Annotated in this window: 13 protein-coding genes; 9 read left to right on the forward strand and 4 right to left on the reverse strand. The window is 53.4% G+C overall.

Annotated features, from left to right (window positions below; all coding sequences use genetic code 11):
• Positions 1-16: 16 nt before the first annotated feature.
• From sdaC to queF, 3 genes are all read right to left on the reverse strand, one after another.
• Complete coding sequence (sdaC, locus tag LDB27_RS04320) at positions 17-1,306, reverse strand: HAAAP family serine/threonine permease SdaC (protein ID WP_000450462.1); 1,290 nt, start codon at positions 1,304-1,306, stop codon at positions 17-19.
• Between the two features lie 564 nt (positions 1,307-1,870).
• The gene (gene ppnN / locus LDB27_RS04325; protein WP_000627973.1) at positions 1,871-3,235 is read right to left on the reverse strand and encodes a nucleotide 5'-monophosphate nucleosidase PpnN; all 1,365 of its coding nucleotides are present in this window, start codon (positions 3,233-3,235) and stop codon (positions 1,871-1,873) included.
• A 113-nt stretch (positions 3,236-3,348) separates the two neighbouring features.
• On the reverse strand, positions 3,349-4,197 hold the full coding sequence (gene queF, locus LDB27_RS04330) for an NADPH-dependent 7-cyano-7-deazaguanine reductase QueF (RefSeq protein WP_000100465.1): 849 nt from the start codon (positions 4,195-4,197) through the stop codon (positions 3,349-3,351).
• 68 nt (positions 4,198-4,265) lie between these two features.
• Here queF and syd point away from each other — a divergent pair, with 68 nt between their 5' ends.
• From syd to LDB27_RS04370, 8 genes are all read left to right on the forward strand, one after another.
• Positions 4,266-4,811: a SecY-interacting protein gene (syd, locus tag LDB27_RS04335; protein WP_000343990.1), complete on the forward strand. Its 546-nt coding sequence runs from the start codon at positions 4,266-4,268 to the stop codon at positions 4,809-4,811.
• A 611-nt stretch (positions 4,812-5,422) separates the two neighbouring features.
• Positions 5,423-5,752: a YqcC family protein gene (locus tag LDB27_RS04340; protein WP_225519921.1), complete on the forward strand. Its 330-nt coding sequence runs from the start codon at positions 5,423-5,425 to the stop codon at positions 5,750-5,752.
• A complete protein-coding gene (truC, locus tag LDB27_RS04345; protein WP_000890034.1) occupies positions 5,752-6,534 on the forward strand; it encodes a tRNA pseudouridine(65) synthase TruC in 783 nt (260 codons plus the stop codon). Before LDB27_RS04340 ends, truC begins: the two co-directional genes overlap by 1 nt.
• Before the next feature lie 18 nt (positions 6,535-6,552).
• Complete coding sequence (locus LDB27_RS04350) at positions 6,553-7,002, forward strand: flavodoxin (protein WP_000807739.1); 450 nt, start codon at positions 6,553-6,555, stop codon at positions 7,000-7,002.
• A gap of 481 nt (positions 7,003-7,483) precedes the next feature.
• Positions 7,484-8,842 (forward strand): galactarate/glucarate/glycerate transporter GudP, encoded by a 1,359-nt coding sequence (gene gudP, locus LDB27_RS04355; protein ID WP_000097015.1) that lies wholly within the window; start codon positions 7,484-7,486, stop codon positions 8,840-8,842.
• Positions 8,839-10,179: an enolase C-terminal domain-like protein gene (locus tag LDB27_RS04360; protein ID WP_000211804.1), complete on the forward strand. Its 1,341-nt coding sequence runs from the start codon at positions 8,839-8,841 to the stop codon at positions 10,177-10,179. Before gudP ends, LDB27_RS04360 begins: the two co-directional genes overlap by 4 nt.
• A 20-nt stretch (positions 10,180-10,199) precedes the next feature.
• Positions 10,200-11,540: a glucarate dehydratase gene (gudD, locus tag LDB27_RS04365; RefSeq protein WP_000107109.1), complete on the forward strand. Its 1,341-nt coding sequence runs from the start codon at positions 10,200-10,202 to the stop codon at positions 11,538-11,540.
• A 77-nt stretch (positions 11,541-11,617) separates the two neighbouring features.
• Positions 11,618-12,760, forward strand: a complete 1,143-nt coding sequence (locus LDB27_RS04370; protein WP_000706486.1) for a glycerate kinase — start codon at positions 11,618-11,620, stop codon at positions 12,758-12,760.
• A gap of 43 nt (positions 12,761-12,803) precedes the next feature.
• Here the strand turns inward: LDB27_RS04370 and barA are convergent, their stop codons facing one another.
• Positions 12,804-15,560: a two-component sensor histidine kinase BarA gene (barA, locus tag LDB27_RS04375; protein WP_000186399.1), complete on the reverse strand. Its 2,757-nt coding sequence runs from the start codon at positions 15,558-15,560 to the stop codon at positions 12,804-12,806.
• Positions 15,561-15,617: 57 nt separating this feature from the next.
• Between barA and rlmD the strand changes: the two genes are divergently transcribed.
• Entirely contained in the window at positions 15,618-16,913 is a 1,296-nt protein-coding gene (rlmD, locus tag LDB27_RS04380; RefSeq protein ID WP_000046865.1) for a 23S rRNA (uracil(1939)-C(5))-methyltransferase RlmD, read from the forward strand.
• Positions 16,914-16,915 lie beyond the last annotated feature (2 nt).

Below are 16,915 nucleotides of genomic sequence, written 5' to 3' on the forward strand. Positions count from 1 at the left end.
AGCGGCGCTAAAGGACTTAGCTGAACAGTGAGTAGAAAATAGCGGAGATGGCAATCAGGCCCATAATCACAACGAATACGTTGCTGATATGACCGCTGTACTTACGCATTGCCGGTACTTTCTGGATGGCATACATCGGCATCAGGAACAGAATCATCGCGATGATCGGGCCGCCCAGGGTTTCAATCATGCCCAGGATGCTGGGGTTCAGCGTCGCCACAATCCAGGTGGTGACCAGCATGAACAGCGCGGTAATTTTATTCAGTTTGTTGATTTCGATGGATTTACCTTTACCACGCAGCGATTTAATCACCATACCGTTAAAGCCTTCACGCGCGCCCAGGTAGTGGCCGAGGAAGGATTTGGTGATAGCAATCATCGCAATGATCGGCGCCATCCAGGCGATGATCGGCGCGTTAAAGTGGTTCGCCAGGTAAGACAGAATAGAGATGTTCTGCTCTTTTGCCGCCGCCAGATCTGCCGGCGTCAGGCTCAGCACGCAGCTGAAGACGAAGAACATCACGGTCAACACCATCATGATGTGGGCGAAGGCCAGAATTTTAGAACATTTCTTCTCAGCGCCTTCACCGTACTCTTCACGCTTCGCAACCGCGAAGGAGGAGATGATCGGGGAGTGGTTGAAAGAGAAAACCATCACCGGAATCGCCAGCCACAGCGTCATCCACAGACCGTTACCGGTAGACGCGGCGGAATCAAAGGACAGCGTTTCCAGCGCCGCGCCGTTCCACTGCGGGATCAGGTACAAGGCCAGCAGCATCAGCGCAGCGACGAACGGGAATACCAGGATACTCATCGCCTTAACGATCATTTGCTCGCCGAAGCGCACGATGGTCATCATGCCAACAATCAGGATCAGGGAAAGAATCGCCCGCGGCGGCGGATTAATCGCTAACTGGTGGGTCAGGAAGCTTTCCACGGTATTAGTAATCGCCACGCTGTAAACCAGCAGGATGGGGTAAATCGCGAAGAAGTAGAGCAGGGTAATCAGTTTACCTGCGCCGATACCGAAGTGTTCCTCAACGACTTCAGTGATGTCTTCACCCGGGTTTTTACCGGACAGCACGAAGCGGGTTAAACCACGGTGTGCGAAAAAGGTCATCGGGAAAGCGAGAATCGCCATGATGATGAGCGGAATCATGCCGCCGACGCCTGCGTTGATCGGCAGGAACAGAACGCCCGCGCCGATTGCCGTGCCGTAAAGGCCCAGCATCCACATGGTATCCGTTTTGCGCCATGCGCTTCGAGAGTCAATCGAAGCAATAGTGCTGGTCTGAGTGGTTTCCATCTATTTCTCCTGGAGGATGCTAAAAATCAGGTTGCTGGTCTAATCCAATGAAAAAAGACCTGATCGTAAAATGAAATCTGCTTAGGGACGCTTTTTATATAATTTTTCGCCGTAATAATTTTCGGGCGGAAAGATACATTTAAGTGATGAATCTATCAGTGATCCCGATCTCAAATGCAATAATCCGCTTCTTACATGGATAAATTTGGACCATTAATCTATTAAAAAAACGTCATAACGAATTTCCGGGCGCGAAGGCTACCATTAACGATATAAGGCCGGAAAGATTGGGGCGCAAGATACGGAGGTTTGACTATAAAAATCAAGGTTTTTAGTGAATTCTGGCGAAGAATAAGAGTTTGAACCGATAAATCACGGTAAGAGGAGTGAGGTAAACGTTTGCCTGGCAATCTATTTATGGTGAATTATAAATGGTGTTTATAAAACAATGCGGGCTATGCCTCTGATGATCATCATAAAAAATGAAGGCATACGTTAATCGCCATACCGCAATGAAAGGAATGGGGGAAGCGCCCGGCTGCTGGCGGCAACCGGGCATAAGCGCTAAGCGCAGATCTCGTAACAGGGGATGTAGGCGGAACCTGGCAATTTCATACGATGCTGCGCGACGAATCCCTGCAGCAGATCGTCCATGCGACGCATCATCTCTCGATCGCCGTGGATTTTATACGGACCATTAGCTTCAATGGCGCGTATCCCGACCTCCTTCACGTTCCCCGCGACAATACCGGAGAAGGCGCGCCGCAGATCCGCCGCCAGAATTTCAACCGGCTGATCCGGGTACAGTTTCAGGTTGGCCATATTCTCATGCGACGGCTCAAACGGCACCTGCAGATCCGGTGCAATACGCATCGACCAGTTAAAACTATAGGCGTCGCCGGTATCGCGGCGATTCTCTTTCACTTGCGGCATCGCTTTCTTCATCAGCCGCGCTACCTCCGCCGCATCGTCAATGATGATGCGGTAATGACGGCGGGCCGCTTCGCCCAGCGTATGGGTAATAAACTCATCCAGCACGCGGAAGTAATCGGCGCTCTCTTTTGGTCCGGTCAGGATCAGCGGCAGCACCTGATTTTTATTGGCTGGATTCATCAGAATCCCCAGCAAATAAAGCAGCTCTTCCGCCGTACCCACGCCGCCCGGGAAGATGATGATTCCGTGTGCGATACGGACGAACGCTTCCAGGCGTTTTTCGATATCCGGCATGATGATCAGTTCGTTCACCAGCGGGTTAGGCGGTTCAGCCGCAATAATGGAAGGTTCAGTCATGCCGATAAAGCGGCTGTCTTTATAACGCTGTTGCGCGTGACCGACCGCCGCGCCCTTCATGGGGGCTTCCATCGCCCCAGGGCCGCAGCCGGTGCAGATGTTCAGCTCGCGTAATCCCAACTGTGTGCCGACGCGACGGGCATACAGGTACTCGTTTTCGTTAATTGAGTGGCCGCCCCAGCATACCACCATGTTTGGCGCTTCGCCGACGTGCAGCGCCCGGGCGTTGCGCAAAATGGAGAACACCAGATTGGTGATATGTGTTGAGCTTTCAAGATCCAGATGCTGGAAACGACCGGCATTATGGATCTGCCCATTCACAAAGAGAATGTCGCGCAGCACCGCGAACAGGTTAGCCTGTAGCGCACGAATAATCCGCCCGTCAACAAAGGCGTCTTCAGGCGGATTAATCAATTCCAGCTTCACGCCGCGCTCGCGGCGCAGCACGTTAATATCGAAATTTTCAAAGCGGGACAGCAGCTCTTTGCTGTTGTCGGTCAGGCTGCCGGAGTTAAGAACGGCAAGTGAACAGTTACGAAACAGTTGATACAGGTCGCTACTGGCCGTGCGTTTCAGCATGTCCACTTCCAGTTGCGACAACATATCCATTGAGCCAAGCGGGCTAATATGTGTAATCAAGTAAACTCCTTATGGGACGCAACACGCCATTCCCTGTTGATTACAATAGCCCTGGCTGATGACCTTTCACAACCTTACATGCGCAATCCGGCACGCAAAATTGACAAAAAAGATTACTGACGCGCCAGCCTGCCCGTGGCGGGCACAAAATCGGCATTGCTGCGCCAGGGATTAATGTCCAGCCCGCCGCGGCGGGTATAGCGCGCATAAACGCTTAACGTTTCCGGCTGACAGAAGCGCAGAATGTCATTAAAAATACGCTCTACGCACTGCTCGTGAAATTCATTATGGTGACGGAAGGAGACCAGATAACGCAGCAGTTTTTCCCTGTCGATTTTGCGCCCGCGATACTGAATTTGTATTGAGCCCCAGTCCGGTTGGTGGGTGATCAGGCAGTTGGATTTCAGCAGATGACTGACCAGCGTCTCCTCTACTTGCTTCTCGCCGCTGACCGCATGTTGCAGATAGTCGGTAGTAAACTGGTAGTTGTCGATACTGATATCCTGATCGTCAATACAGGTGCCGTGGAAATGGGCGACAGGCTGTCCTTCCAGCTCATCAAGACGATGAAGCCTCACGCTAACGTTGCCCTGCGCGCAGGCGCGCAGATCGCGCTCCAGCGTCTGGCGCACCGTCTCCCAGGTGTCAAAGCGCGTCTGGTTAAAGCTGTTCAGATACAGTTTAAAGCTTTTGGATTCGATTAAATTAACGCTGGTGTAATCCAGTTCGACATGCCCGACGGCGACCTGCGGAAGACCACGGCTGTTAAGCCAGGAAAGTTCATACAACGTCCAGATATCCGCGCCGTGGAACGGCAAATTATCGGCTGTTAATCCGAGCGGGTCGCGATTCAAACTGCGCGGTACGCCCTGCAGCAGGCTGGCATCATAATTGTCCCGGTAATCCGTTGATTTTCCGAGAGTCAGGCCATCGAGAGCCTGATGGTTTTCATAAGAAGACATGTTTCACCGTCATAAACCAGATACACTATGCGCCAAGTGTATCCTGGCTTTTATGAAGAGAGAAACTGGTGGACGAACTGACAGCGCAGGCATTGAAAGCCTTTACGACGCGTTACTGCGACGCGTGGCAAGAAAAACACGGTAGCTGGCCGTTGAGCGAAGAACTGTATGGCGTACCTTCTCCGTGCATTATTTCTTCAACCCGCGATGCCGTTTACTGGCAGCCGCAACCTTTTGAAGGCGAAGAAAATGTAAACGCGGTTGAACGCGCCTTCGATATTATGGTACAACCTGCGCTCCACGCGTTTTACACCACGCAGTTTGCTGGCGACATGCCCGCGCAGTTCGCGGATGAAAAGCTTACGCTACTGCAAACCTGGAGTCAGGATGACTTTCGGCGCGTGCAGGAAAATCTGATAGGCCACCTGGTCACGCAAAAGCGGCTCAAGCTTCCTCCCACGCTTTTTATTGCGACGCAGGAAAATGAGCTTGAGGTCATTTCGGTCTGTAATCTGTCCGGCGAGGTGATTAAAGAAACGCTGGGCACCCGCAATCGTACCGTTCTTGCCGCAACGCTTGCGGAATTCCTTACGCAACTTAATCCTCTTCTGTAATCGTTTGCCCTAACAGGTGTGAGAGATCTCTTACAAAGTCTGTAGGAGATCGCCAGGATATCAGCGGATACTGAGTCCCGTTTTCTTATGTAAGTCTATATAAAACAACCTGTTAAAATGTTTTTGCGCACTTTCATATGAAAATTTACTTAAGGTATTGTCTGTAGGTGTCTTGTAAGACAAGGTGAAACAGGCGATTCTATCTTCGTCGACAGGGAGTCGTACAACGAAGCGAACGTCAGGATGATGACGCTTCAGCAGGACACGCCAGGATGGTGTTACAAGGAAAGGCTTCAGGATGAAGCAAAGTGGAAAGCGCAGGATGCGTTAAAGGACACCTCCAGGACGGAGAACGAGAGCCGATCAGGATGTTCGGCGGGTCTGGATGACCAGGGACGCTTCAGGAAGAAGCTATCACATCGGGCGATGTGCGCAGGATGCAAACGTTCAGGATGAACAGGCCGTAAGGTCACAGGAAAAGTTGTCACGGATGAGCAGGGAGCACGAAAAGTAGCTGGAATGCTGCGAAACGAACCGGGAGCACTGTTTATACAGTGCTCCCTTTTTTTTGTTATTCTTCGCGCCAGATTTTCATCATTGAGGTTTTTAACATGACGACTCATGACCGTGTGCGTCAGCAGTTACATGTGCTTGAAACGCTGCTGCGCGAGCATCGCCACTGGCGGCTGGATGCGCCGCAGGCGCACCTGTTTACCAGCACCCAACCATTTTTTATGGATATCATGGAACCGCTGGAATGGCTGCAATGGGTATTGATCCCACGTATGCATACCCTACTTGATAATGCGCAGCCACTGCCCGAGGCGTTTGCCGTCGCCCCTTATTATGAAATGGCGCTGGCGGCGGATCATCCGCAGAGGGAGGCGATCCTGGCGGTTTTGCAGGATCTGGATGCGCTATTCGTCCGCGATAAATCCTGATGCTGGAGATCCTCTATCAAGACCAGTGGCTGGTTGCCGTGAATAAACCCGCAGGCTGGCTTGTTCACCGGAGCTGGCTGGATCGCGACGAAAAAGTCGTGGTCATGCAAACGGTGCGCGACCAAATCGGCCAGCATGTTTTTACCGCCCACCGTCTCGACAGACCCACGTCGGGCGTACTGTTAATGGGGCTGTCCAGCGAAGCGGGACGCCGTCTGGCGCAGCAGTTCGAGCAGCACCACATCCGTAAACGCTACCATGCCATTGTGCGCGGCTGGCTGATGGATGACGCAGTACTGGATTATCCGCTGGTGGAAGAGCGCGATAAAATTGCTGATAAATTCGCCCGCGAGGATAAAGCGCCCCAGCCGGCTGTAACGCAGTATCGCGGACTGGCGACGGTCGAAATGGCGGTGCCGACCGGACGTTATCCCACCACGCGTTATGGTCTGGTTGAGCTGGAACCAAAAACGGGACGCAAGCACCAGCTTCGTCGTCATCTGGCGCATCTGCGTCATCCTATCATCGGCGACAGCAAGCATGGCGATTTGCGACAAAACCGCAGCGCCGCAGAGCATTTTGCCTGTCGTCGCCTGATGCTTCATGCCAGTCGGCTTGAACTGACGCACCCCTTCACCGGACAGCCGTTGATGATTCAGGCCGGGTTGGATGAAACCTGGATGCAGGCGCTGACACAGTTTGGCTGGCGTGGACTTCTCCCTGACAATGAAAGGGTTGAGTTTACGGCGGCGTCCCGGCAGGATGAGACTCATCAGGCATAATTCAGGGAGATACGCATAATGGCGGAAATTGGTATTTTTGTCGGGACCATGTATGGCAACTCACTGCTGGTGGCGGAAGAAGCGGAAGCGATCCTCGCCAGACAGGGCCACAGCGCGACCGTGTTTGAAGATCCTGAACTGTCCGACTGGCAGCAATATCAGGATAAGGTTGCGCTGGTCGTTACCTCGACGACCGGGCAGGGCGATCTACCGGATAGCATTGCGCCGCTCTTTCACGGCATTAAAGATACAGTCGGTTTTCAACCAAACCTGCGTTACGGGGTGATTGCGCTAGGTGATAGCAGCTACCCCAATTTCTGTAATGGCGGCAAACAGTTTGATGCCCTGTTGCAGGAGCAAAGCGCGCAGCGGGTGGGGGAGATGTTATTCATTGACGCCAGCGAACATCCGGAGCCGGAGAGCCAATCCAATCCCTGGGTTGAAAACTGGGGAACTTTACTTTCCTGAGGTAAATCCCTCCCCCCTACGGGAGGGTACCTTTTCGTTTGCTTGCGTTGCCAGTAAGCAAAATCACGACCTGTACACAGTGTAAAGTAACTGAATCGTGTTAGCTTTGGGCATATGCCCGCAAAAGCGGCAGTTTTTTACGGGCGTTTTCATGTAATCAAGCGACCTGTTTCACATTCTTCTCTTTTTATTCCTCCTGCGTCGACGCCTGACGCCTTCTGATTTCATTTCCGTGAAGTGGCTTCCACTGTCCTGGGCTTTTGCCATAAACAGGCGTAATTCATCGCCAAAATACTGTGTTGTTGCACGGTGAGTGTGTGTGGCGCGCTTTTTATACTTCTCCTGCCAGTGAATAAAAGCATGCAGCGTGCAAAGCAAACGACCTAATAAAAGCTGCAACAAGGAAACGTTATCTCTGATTCCCTACCGGTTGTGCAGTTCAGAGTGAGCGTAGCTAACGCGAAATTTCAGGAGTGCAACAATGAGTTCATTAAGTCACGCGGCGAGTAGTGCGGAGAAACGCACGAACGCCCGCTACTGGATAGTGGTGATGCTGTTTATCGTCACATCCTTCAACTACGGCGACCGCGCCACATTGTCCATTGCCGGCTCAGAAATGGCCAAAGATATCGGCCTTGATCCGGTAGGCATGGGCTATGTTTTTTCTGCTTTTTCATGGGCCTATGTTATCGGGCAGATCCCGGGCGGCTGGCTGCTGGACCGCTTTGGTTCCAAACGCGTCTATTTCTGGTCTATTTTCATTTGGTCAGTCTTCACCCTGTTGCAGGGTTTTGTCGATATCTTTAGTGGTTTCGGCATTATTGTCGCCCTCTTTACGCTTCGTTTCCTGGTTGGTCTGGCGGAATCGCCTTCTTTCCCGGGCAACAGTCGCATCGTTGCAGCCTGGTTCCCGGCGCAGGAGAGGGGAACGGCAGTGGCCATCTTTAACTCCGCGCAATACTTTGCCACGGTTATTTTCGCGCCGATTATGGGTTGGCTGACGCACGAAGTGGGCTGGTCGCATGTCTTCTTCTTTATGGGCGGGTTAGGGATCATCATCAGCTTTATCTGGTTGAAAGTTATCCATGAACCAAATAACCATCCGGGCGTAAATAAGAAAGAGTTGGAGTACATCGCAGAAGGCGGCGCGCTGATCAATATGGATCAGAAAGACACCAAAGCGAAAGTACCGTTTAGCGTCAAATGGGGCCAGATCAAACAGCTGCTGGGCTCTCGTATGATGATTGGCGTTTACATCGGTCAGTACTGTATTAACGCATTGACCTATTTCTTTATTACCTGGTTCCCGGTCTATTTGGTCCAGGCGCGCGGCATGTCGATTCTCAAAGCGGGCTTTGTCGCCTCGGTTCCTGCGGTCTGCGGCTTTATCGGCGGCGTGTTGGGCGGCATCATTTCCGACTGGTTGATGCGTCGTACTGGCTCCCTGAATATCGCGCGCAAGACGCCGATTGTGCTGGGGATGTTGCTGTCAATGGTTATGGTGTTCTGTAACTATGTGAACGTGGAATGGATGATCATCGGCTTTATGGCGTTGGCCTTCTTCGGTAAAGGTATCGGCGCGTTGGGCTGGGCAGTAATGGCGGATACCGCGCCGAAAGAGATCAGCGGTCTTTCCGGCGGCTTGTTTAATATGTTCGGCAATATTTCCGGTATTGTGACGCCAATCGCGATTGGTTACATCGTTGGCACCACCGGTTCCTTCAACGGCGCGTTGATCTATGTCGGCGTACATGCCCTGGTGGCCATCATCAGCTATCTGGTGCTGGTAGGCGATATTAAGCGTATTGAACTGAAACCTGTCGCAGGACAATTATCATGACAACGCAATCCAGTCCCGTGATTACGGACATGAAGGTCATTCCGGTTGCCGGACATGACAGTATGCTACTCAACATCGGCGGCGCGCATAACGCGTACTTCACCCGTAACATCGTCGTCCTCACCGATAACGCCGGGCATACTGGCGTCGGCGAGGCGCCGGGCGGAGAAGTGATTTATCAGACGCTGGTCGATGCTATTCCGATGGTATTAGGCCAGGAAGTCGCCCGCCTGAACAAAGTGGTGCAGCAGGTGCATAAAGGCAACCAGGCCGCTGATTTTGACACCTTTGGTAAAGGCGCATGGACGTTTGAACTGCGGGTTAACGCGGTGGCGGCTTTGGAAGCGGCGCTGCTTGATCTACTGGGACAGGCGCTTAATGTGCCGGTCTGTGAACTGTTAGGACCCGGTAAACAGCGCGATGCCGTCACCGTGTTAGGCTATCTCTTCTATATTGGCGATCGTACTAAAACCGATCTGCCGTATCTGGAAAGCACGCCGGGCAGTCATGAATGGTACCGTCTGCGCCATCAGGAAGCGCTGAACAGCGACGCGGTCGTGCGGCTGGCGGAAGCGTCTCAGGATCGCTACGGTTTTAAAGATTTTAAACTCAAGGGCGGCGTGCTGCCGGGCGAACAAGAGATTGATACCGTTCGCGCGCTAAAAAAACGCTTCCCGGACGCGCGTATTACCGTGGATCCGAACGGCGCCTGGCTACTGGATGAAGCCATTGCGTTGTGCAAAGGGCTGAATGATGTACTGACCTACGCGGAAGATCCGTGCGGCGCGGAGCAAGGATTCTCTGGTCGTGAAGTCATGGCGGAGTTCCGCCGTGCTACAGGACTGCCGGTGGCGACCAATATGATTGCCACCAACTGGCGTGAAATGGGACACGCGGCGATGCTCAATGCGGTAGACATCCCTCTTGCCGACCCGCATTTCTGGACTCTCACCGGCGCCGTTCGCGTGGCGCAACTGTGCGATGACTGGGGGCTAACCTGGGGCTGCCATTCGAATAACCATTTTGATATTTCACTGGCGATGTTTACCCATGTCGGCGCGGCGGCGCCAGGCAAACCCACCGCTATTGATACGCACTGGATCTGGCAGGAGGGCGATTGCCGCCTGACTAAAAATCCGCTGGAAATTAAAAACGGCAAAATTGCCGTTCCGGATGCGCCAGGACTGGGCGTGGAGCTTGACTGGGAACAGGTGCGAAAAGCGCATGACGCGTATAAAACGCTGCCAGGCGGCGCGCGTAATGATGCAGGCCCGATGCAATACCTGATCCCCGGCTGGACTTTTGACCGCAAACGCCCTGTTTTTGGTCGTCACTAATTCTGAATAAGGACACAGTTATGAGTACTCAATTTACGACGCCTGTAGTGACTGAAATGCAGGTTATCCCGGTTGCGGGCCATGACAGTATGCTGATGAACCTGAGCGGCGCGCATGCCCCGTTCTTCACGCGCAACATCGTCATTATTAAAGATAACTCCGGTCATACCGGGGTCGGCGAGATTCCGGGCGGCGAAAAAATCCGCAAAACGCTGGAAGATGCGATCCCACTGGTGGTGGGAAAAACGCTGGGTGAATATAAAAATGTCCTGACCGCCGTTCGCAACCAGTTTGCCGATCGCGATGCGGGCGGACGCGGTTTACAAACGTTCGATCTCCGTACCACTATCCATGTGGTGACTGGTATTGAAGCGGCAATGCTTGACCTTTTAGGCCAACACCTGGGCGTCAACGTCGCTTCGCTGTTAGGCGACGGTCAGCAGCGCAGCGAAGTCGAAATGCTGGGTTATCTGTTCTTTGTCGGCAATCGCAAGGCCACGCCACTGCCGTATCAGAGCCAGCCGGATGAGCCATGCGACTGGTATCGTCTGCGCCATGAAGAGGCGATGACGCCGGAAACGGTAGTGCGTCTGGCGGAAGCCGCCTATGAAAAATACGGCTTCAACGACTTCAAACTGAAAGGCGGCGTGCTGGCGGGCGAAGAAGAGGCCGAGTCAATCGTAGCGCTGGCGAAACGTTTCCCACAAGCGCGCGTCACGCTCGATCCAAACGGTGCCTGGTCGCTGAACGAAGCGATCAGCATTGGTAAATACCTGAAAGGTTCTCTGGCCTATGCAGAAGATCCGTGCGGCGCGGAGCAGGGTTTTTCCGGACGTGAAGTGATGGCGGAATTCCGTCGCGCGACCGGATTACCGACGGCCACCAATATGATAGCGACCGACTGGCGTCAAATGGGGCATACGCTGTCGCTGCAATCCGTCGATATCCCGCTGGCGGACCCGCACTTCTGGACTATGCAAGGCTCTGTACGCGTGGCGCAAATGTGTCATGAGTTCGGTCTGACCTGGGGCTCGCACTCTAACAACCACTTTGATATTTCGTTGGCGATGTTTACCCATGTTGCCGCGGCGGCGCCGGGCAAGATCACCGCGATCGATACCCACTGGATCTGGCAGGAAGGCAACCAACGTCTGACTAAAGAACCGTTTGAAATTAAAGGCGGCATGGTGCAAGTACCGACCAAACCGGGGCTGGGCGTTGAGCTCGATATGGATCAGGTGATGAAAGCGCATGAGCTTTATCAAAAGCATGGCTTAGGCGCGCGTGACGACGCGATGGGAATGCAGTACTTAATTCCTGGCTGGACGTTTGATAATAAGCGTCCTTGCATGGTGCGTTAAGTCAGAGCCGGTTCCGTAAGGAACCGGTCCTTCTCTGGGTGTATGCTTAACAGGATCAACATGCGTAAGGACGACTTATGAAAATAGTGATCGCACCAGACTCGTATAAGGAAAGTTTGAGTGCTCTTGAGGTAGCGACCGCCATTGAACAAGGATTTCGCGAGATCTGGCCTGACGCCGATTACCTGAAATTACCGCTGGCTGATGGCGGAGAAGGTACTGTCGAAGCGATGGTTGAAGCGACGGCGGGTCGAATCGTGCATGTTGAGGTCACCGGGCCGTTGGGGCATCGCGTCAATGCGTTTTATGGGCTTTCCGGCGATGCGCGTTCCGCGTTCATTGAAATGGCGGCCGCCAGTGGGCTGGAGCAGGTACCGCCCGCGCAACGCGATCCGTTGAAGACCACATCATGGGGAACCGGCGAGCTGATCCGTCATGCGCTGGATGCGGGCGTTGAGCATATCATTATTGGTATCGGCGGTAGCGCCACCAACGATGGCGGCGCGGGGATGGTGCAGGCGCTGGGGGCCAGGCTACGGGATGCGCAGGGCAATGATATTGTGCAAGGCGGCATTGGGCTGGAAACACTCGCCAGCATTGATATCAGCGGCCTGGATAAGCGTTTGTCGGCGTGTCATATAGAGGTCGCCTGCGATGTCACGAATCCCCTTACCGGCAAAGAGGGCGCGTCTGCGGTTTTTGGTCCGCAAAAAGGGGCGACGCCGGAAATGATTGAACGCCTGGATACGGCATTGACTCGCTATGCGCATTTGATTGCCCGCGATCTGCATGTCGATGTGTTGGATCTGGCAGGCGGCGGCGCGGCAGGCGGCATGGGGGCGGCGTTATACGCGTTTTGCGGCGCGCAGCTACGGCGTGGTATTGAGATTGTCACCGATGCGCTTCATCTGGAAGCGTGTCTTGCGGATGCTGATTTAGTCATCACCGGCGAGGGACGCATCGACAGCCAGACCATTCACGGTAAAGTCCCTATTGGCGTGGCAAACATCGCCAAACGGTATAACAAGCCGGTAATTGGTATTGCGGGTAGCCTGACGGCGGATGTTGGCGTGGTTCATGAACATGGGCTTGATGCCGTTTTCAGCGTGATTTATACCATCTGTACGCTGGAGGACGCGCTGAAGAATGCGAGTGAAAACGTACGAATGACCGCGCGCAACGTGGCTGCAACGCTGAAAGCGGGGCAACAGTTACGCTGAGTTATAGGCCGGATAAGGCGGTCATGCCGCCATCCGGCGAATATCAGCCCAATATCTTCTTCGCTTCACGCGCGACATTATCCATCTCATCCAGCAGCTCCAGAAACTCAGGCTCCAGCTCCTCTTCGTGGACGCCGCTGCGAAGCTGTTGCTCAATAAGCTGGCAAAGGTTCTTCATCCGCGGTACGCCGCTATAGCCGCAGCTCCCGTGTAGCTTATGGATCAGATCGACCAGACCGTTGGGGTTTTCTCCCACCAGTTGTTCTTCAATTTTGTTGCGCACTTCCGGCAGAAAATCAATCAGCATTTGCAGCATATCCCGTGCCAGATCGGGCTTACCGGCAGCCTGGCGGAGCGCAAGCTGCCAGTCGAGCGTCGCATTCGGATTGAAGATAAACTCAGCCGGTTCCGGCGCCATCAGGCGCGCTGCTACGTTGGCGCCGGGTTTATAGCGCAGCAACAGATTATGCAACTTCTCTTCTTCTATCGGTTTAGCCAGATAGTCGTTCATGCCCGCGCTGAGCAACTTCTCTTTTTGCCCGGCCATCGCATGTGCCGTAACGGCAATAACCGGTGTTTGCTGCTGATGAGGAAGCTGGTGAATTAACTCGCAGGCGCGTATGCCGTCCATATCCGGCATCTGAATATCCATCAAAATCAGATCAAACTGCATTTGTTTCGCCCGATCCACCGCCTGATGTCCGCTATCACAAAGCTCTACGTGCTGGACTTTATCTTCCAGTAACGCGCCGATAAGCTTCAGATTAGCGGGATTATCATCAACCGCCATAACCGTCATGGTGATTTTACTGGTATCCATTAGCAGCGGTTCAGGATGGTGATTCAACTGGCAATATTCCGTCAGCGCTGGCAACAGGCGCGTTGACGTCAATGGTTTTAACAGACAGGCCGCCGCGCCTCCTTGTTTCAGCTTTTCGGCGTTAATTTGCGCATGGCAAGGTAGCGCCAGCAGTAGAAAGTCCGTCATTGACGCCGCTTTCGCCAGACGTTCATGCTGCATGGTGAGCGGCTCGCGGAAGGTCACCGGAACGCTCAAAATCATAATATCGTAGTGCGCTAACGGCAGCGCGGAGAAGGTCGGGCTGTAAACCACCTCCACCGGCGTGTCGCTCAGCAGATCCAGGGTACATTGCGCGGCGGTAGCATTCGGTTCGACATAAGCCAGCCGTTTTCCGGCCAGACATGCGGTCGACGGCCCGTCAATAATGACATTTGGGTTAAGATCAAGATTAATATGAAACCAGAAGGTCGAGCCGCGATTAGGCTGGCTGTGGAAAGAGATATCCCCGCCCATTTCGTTGACCAGCTTTTGCGTAATCACCAGCCCAAGCCCGGTGCCGCCGTGACGGCGAGAAATACTGGCATCGGCCTGGCGAAACGCCTGAAACAGTCGCGACTGGTCGCGTTCCGGAATGCCGATCCCCGTATCGCGGATCTGCACTTCAATCTGTACTTTGGTGTTACTGAGCGCCCGCTTTTCTACCAGAATGTCGATATTGCCACTCTCGGTGAACTTAATGGCATTGCCCACCAGATTAGTAATGACCTGTTGCAGGCGCAGCGGGTCGCCAATCACATTATCCGGGACGTCGTTTTTAATATTTAACGTCAACTCCAGCCCTTTATCATGCGACGAGTGGGCCAGCAGCGTAACCACTTCATCCAGCGTGTTGCGCAGTGGAAAAGGGATACTTTCCAGAATGAGCTTACCGGCTTCCAGCTTGGAGAAATCAAGCACGTCATTAATGATCGCCAGCAGATTATTCGCGGAACGCTCAATGGTGTTCAGATGGTCACGCTGGGTGGGGTTCAGCTCCGTTTTTAATGTCAGGCGGGTAAAGCCAATGACGCCGTTCAGCGGTGTTCGCAGTTCGTGCGACATGTTCGCCAGGAACTCCGACTTAATACGCGCCGCTTCCTGGGCGCGCTTTTTCGCCAGATCCAGCTCAACGTTTTGGATTTCCATCTGCTCAAGGGTTTCACGCAGGTCTGAAGTGGCCTGATCGATATTATGCTGCATCTCTTCGTGATAGGCGGCAAGCGACATCGCCATGGAATTAATGCCGTTTTTCAGCATGTCCAGCTCGCCCAGCATAAATCCTTCCACCCGGCTATCCAGTTGTCCGCGGCGAATGCGGTCAACGGTATTCACCATATTACGGATAGGCCCGGTGACATCGCGCATAAGCCGCCAGCCAAAGATCAGCGCAATGCCAATACAAAAAAGCATCATCACGCTGGAGATAAAAATCTCTTTGTATTGCTGTAGCCTTACCGACTTGAGATCCAGTTCAAGCGCCACATACCCCAGCATATTTTTGGTATTTTTCGCGTCGGCAATGGCTGACTCGTCCGGCGAATAGCTCTCCGAGATAATCGGAGTGCGCAGAATCATAATATCGCCGTGGCGATCGACGCTCAGACGACGTGGAAACGGCGCTCCGGCGGGAAGCTGCATCTGTGAGGGGTCCAGATGGAAATTAGACGTTACAAACAGGCGGTTATGATCGTCATAAACGGAAATCGCCCGCACAATATCAGAGTGTCTGCGGTGCAGGACGCTGATAAGTTGGCCGATAGACTCCCGGTTTTGTAAGTTCATACCATATTCGCTGGAGACGGCGAGCGGTTCAATAATACTGGCGCCGGCATCTTCCAGTTGACGCTGCAGGTCGTTATAGCGGTGCACTACAAAAAAGATACTGAGCAGCAAACCTATCAGGACGGTCGGGGCCAGGATCAGAATCATCATGCGTGCGCGCAGGCTGTAGTTGGTCATGGAGTTCCGTTATGGGACAATTAGGGTCACACTGTTAAATTGAGAAAAAGCTGGTCGATGGCGCAATTCTACTCTGCAAAACGGCGCGTGACGACGCGTCAGATCATAACCGTTAAAGTCAATGACCTCGATTCATTTGGTCAGGGCGTAGCCCGTCATAACGGAAAGGCGCTGTTTATCCCCGGTTTATTGCCTGAGGAAAGCGCAGAAGTCATTCTTACAGAAGATAAAAAGCAATTTGCCCGCGCACGCGTTTCGCGCCGTTTGAATGATAGCCCGGAACGAGAAACGCCGCGCTGCCCGCATTTTGGCGTCTGTGGCGGTTGTCAGCAGCAGCATGTCAGCATCGCCCTGCAACAACGCAGCAAAAGCGCGGCGCTGGCGCGTTTGATGAAACACGAGGTGAATGACATCATCGCCGGCGAGCCCTGGGGTTATCGGCGTCGTGCGCGGTTAAGTCTGAATTGCCTGCCGGATAAACCGCTGCAAATGGGATTTCGCAAAGCGGGTTCCAGCGATATCGTCAATGTCGAACAGTGCCCTGTTTTGGCGCCCCAGCTTGAAGCATTGCTGCCCCGAATCAGGGCGTGTCTGGCGAGTTTACACGGCACCCGACATCTTGGGCATGTTGAGCTGGTACAGGCGGGAAGCGGTACGCTGATGATTCTGCGCCATACCGCGCCATTGAGTGCGGCGGATAAAGAAAAACTGGAACGCTTTTCGCATTCTGAGGGATTGTCTCTGTTTCTGGCGCCGTTTAGCGAGATACTGGAAACGGTATCTGGCGAAGCGCCCTGGTATGATTCGCACGGCTTACGTTTAGCCTTCAGTCCGCGAGACTTTATTCAGGTTAATGAGGTGGTAAACCAGCAAATGGTCGCACGCGCGCTGGAGTGGCTTGATGTGCGCGCCGAGGATCGTGTCCTGGATCTGTTCTGCGGAATGGGGAATTTTACGCTGCCGCTGGCAACGCGCGCGGCAAGCGTGGTAGGGGTTGAGGGCGTTCCGGCGCTGGTAGAAAAAGGCCGTGAAAACGCCATCCGCAATGGTTTACATAATGTGACATTCTTCCATGAGAACCTGGAGGAAGATGTCACGAAGCAGCCGTGGGCGAAAAACGGCTTTGACAAAGTCTTACTCGATCCTGCGCGTGCGGGGGCTACAGGAGTGATGCGACATATTATAAAATTAAAACCTATTCGCATTGTTTATGTATCCTGTAACCCGGCGACGCTGGCGCGCGATAGTGAAGCGCTGGTCAATGCGGGATATGAGGTTACGCGTTTAGCGATGCTCGACATGTTCCCGCACACAGGACATCTGGAATCAATGGTTCTGTTCGAGCGCATGTAATG

Source organism: Salmonella sp. JXY0409-18, from assembly GCF_020268625.1.
GTDB lineage: Bacteria > Pseudomonadota > Gammaproteobacteria > Enterobacterales > Enterobacteriaceae > Salmonella > Salmonella enterica.

Bases quoted from the DNA above. Each gene is read 5' to 3' on its own strand.
- sdaC (WP_000450462.1), bottom strand. From the start codon at position 1,306: ATGGAAACCACTCAGACCAGCACTATTGCTTCGATTGACTCTCGAAGC.
- queF (WP_000100465.1), bottom strand. From the start codon at position 4,197: ATGTCTTCTTATGAAAACCATCAGGCTCTCGATGGCCTGACTCTCGGA.
- LDB27_RS04340 (WP_225519921.1), top strand. From the start codon at position 5,423: ATGACGACTCATGACCGTGTGCGTCAGCAGTTACATGTGCTTGAAACG.
- truC (WP_000890034.1), top strand. From the start codon at position 5,752: ATGCTGGAGATCCTCTATCAAGACCAGTGGCTGGTTGCCGTGAATAAA.
- LDB27_RS04350 (WP_000807739.1), top strand. From the start codon at position 6,553: ATGGCGGAAATTGGTATTTTTGTCGGGACCATGTATGGCAACTCACTG.
- gudP (WP_000097015.1), top strand. From the start codon at position 7,484: ATGAGTTCATTAAGTCACGCGGCGAGTAGTGCGGAGAAACGCACGAAC.
- LDB27_RS04360 (WP_000211804.1), top strand. From the start codon at position 8,839: ATGACAACGCAATCCAGTCCCGTGATTACGGACATGAAGGTCATTCCG.
- gudD (WP_000107109.1), top strand. From the start codon at position 10,200: ATGAGTACTCAATTTACGACGCCTGTAGTGACTGAAATGCAGGTTATC.
- LDB27_RS04370 (WP_000706486.1), top strand. From the start codon at position 11,618: ATGAAAATAGTGATCGCACCAGACTCGTATAAGGAAAGTTTGAGTGCT.
- barA (WP_000186399.1), bottom strand. From the start codon at position 15,560: ATGACCAACTACAGCCTGCGCGCACGCATGATGATTCTGATCCTGGCC.
- rlmD (WP_000046865.1), top strand. From the start codon at position 15,618: ATGGCGCAATTCTACTCTGCAAAACGGCGCGTGACGACGCGTCAGATC.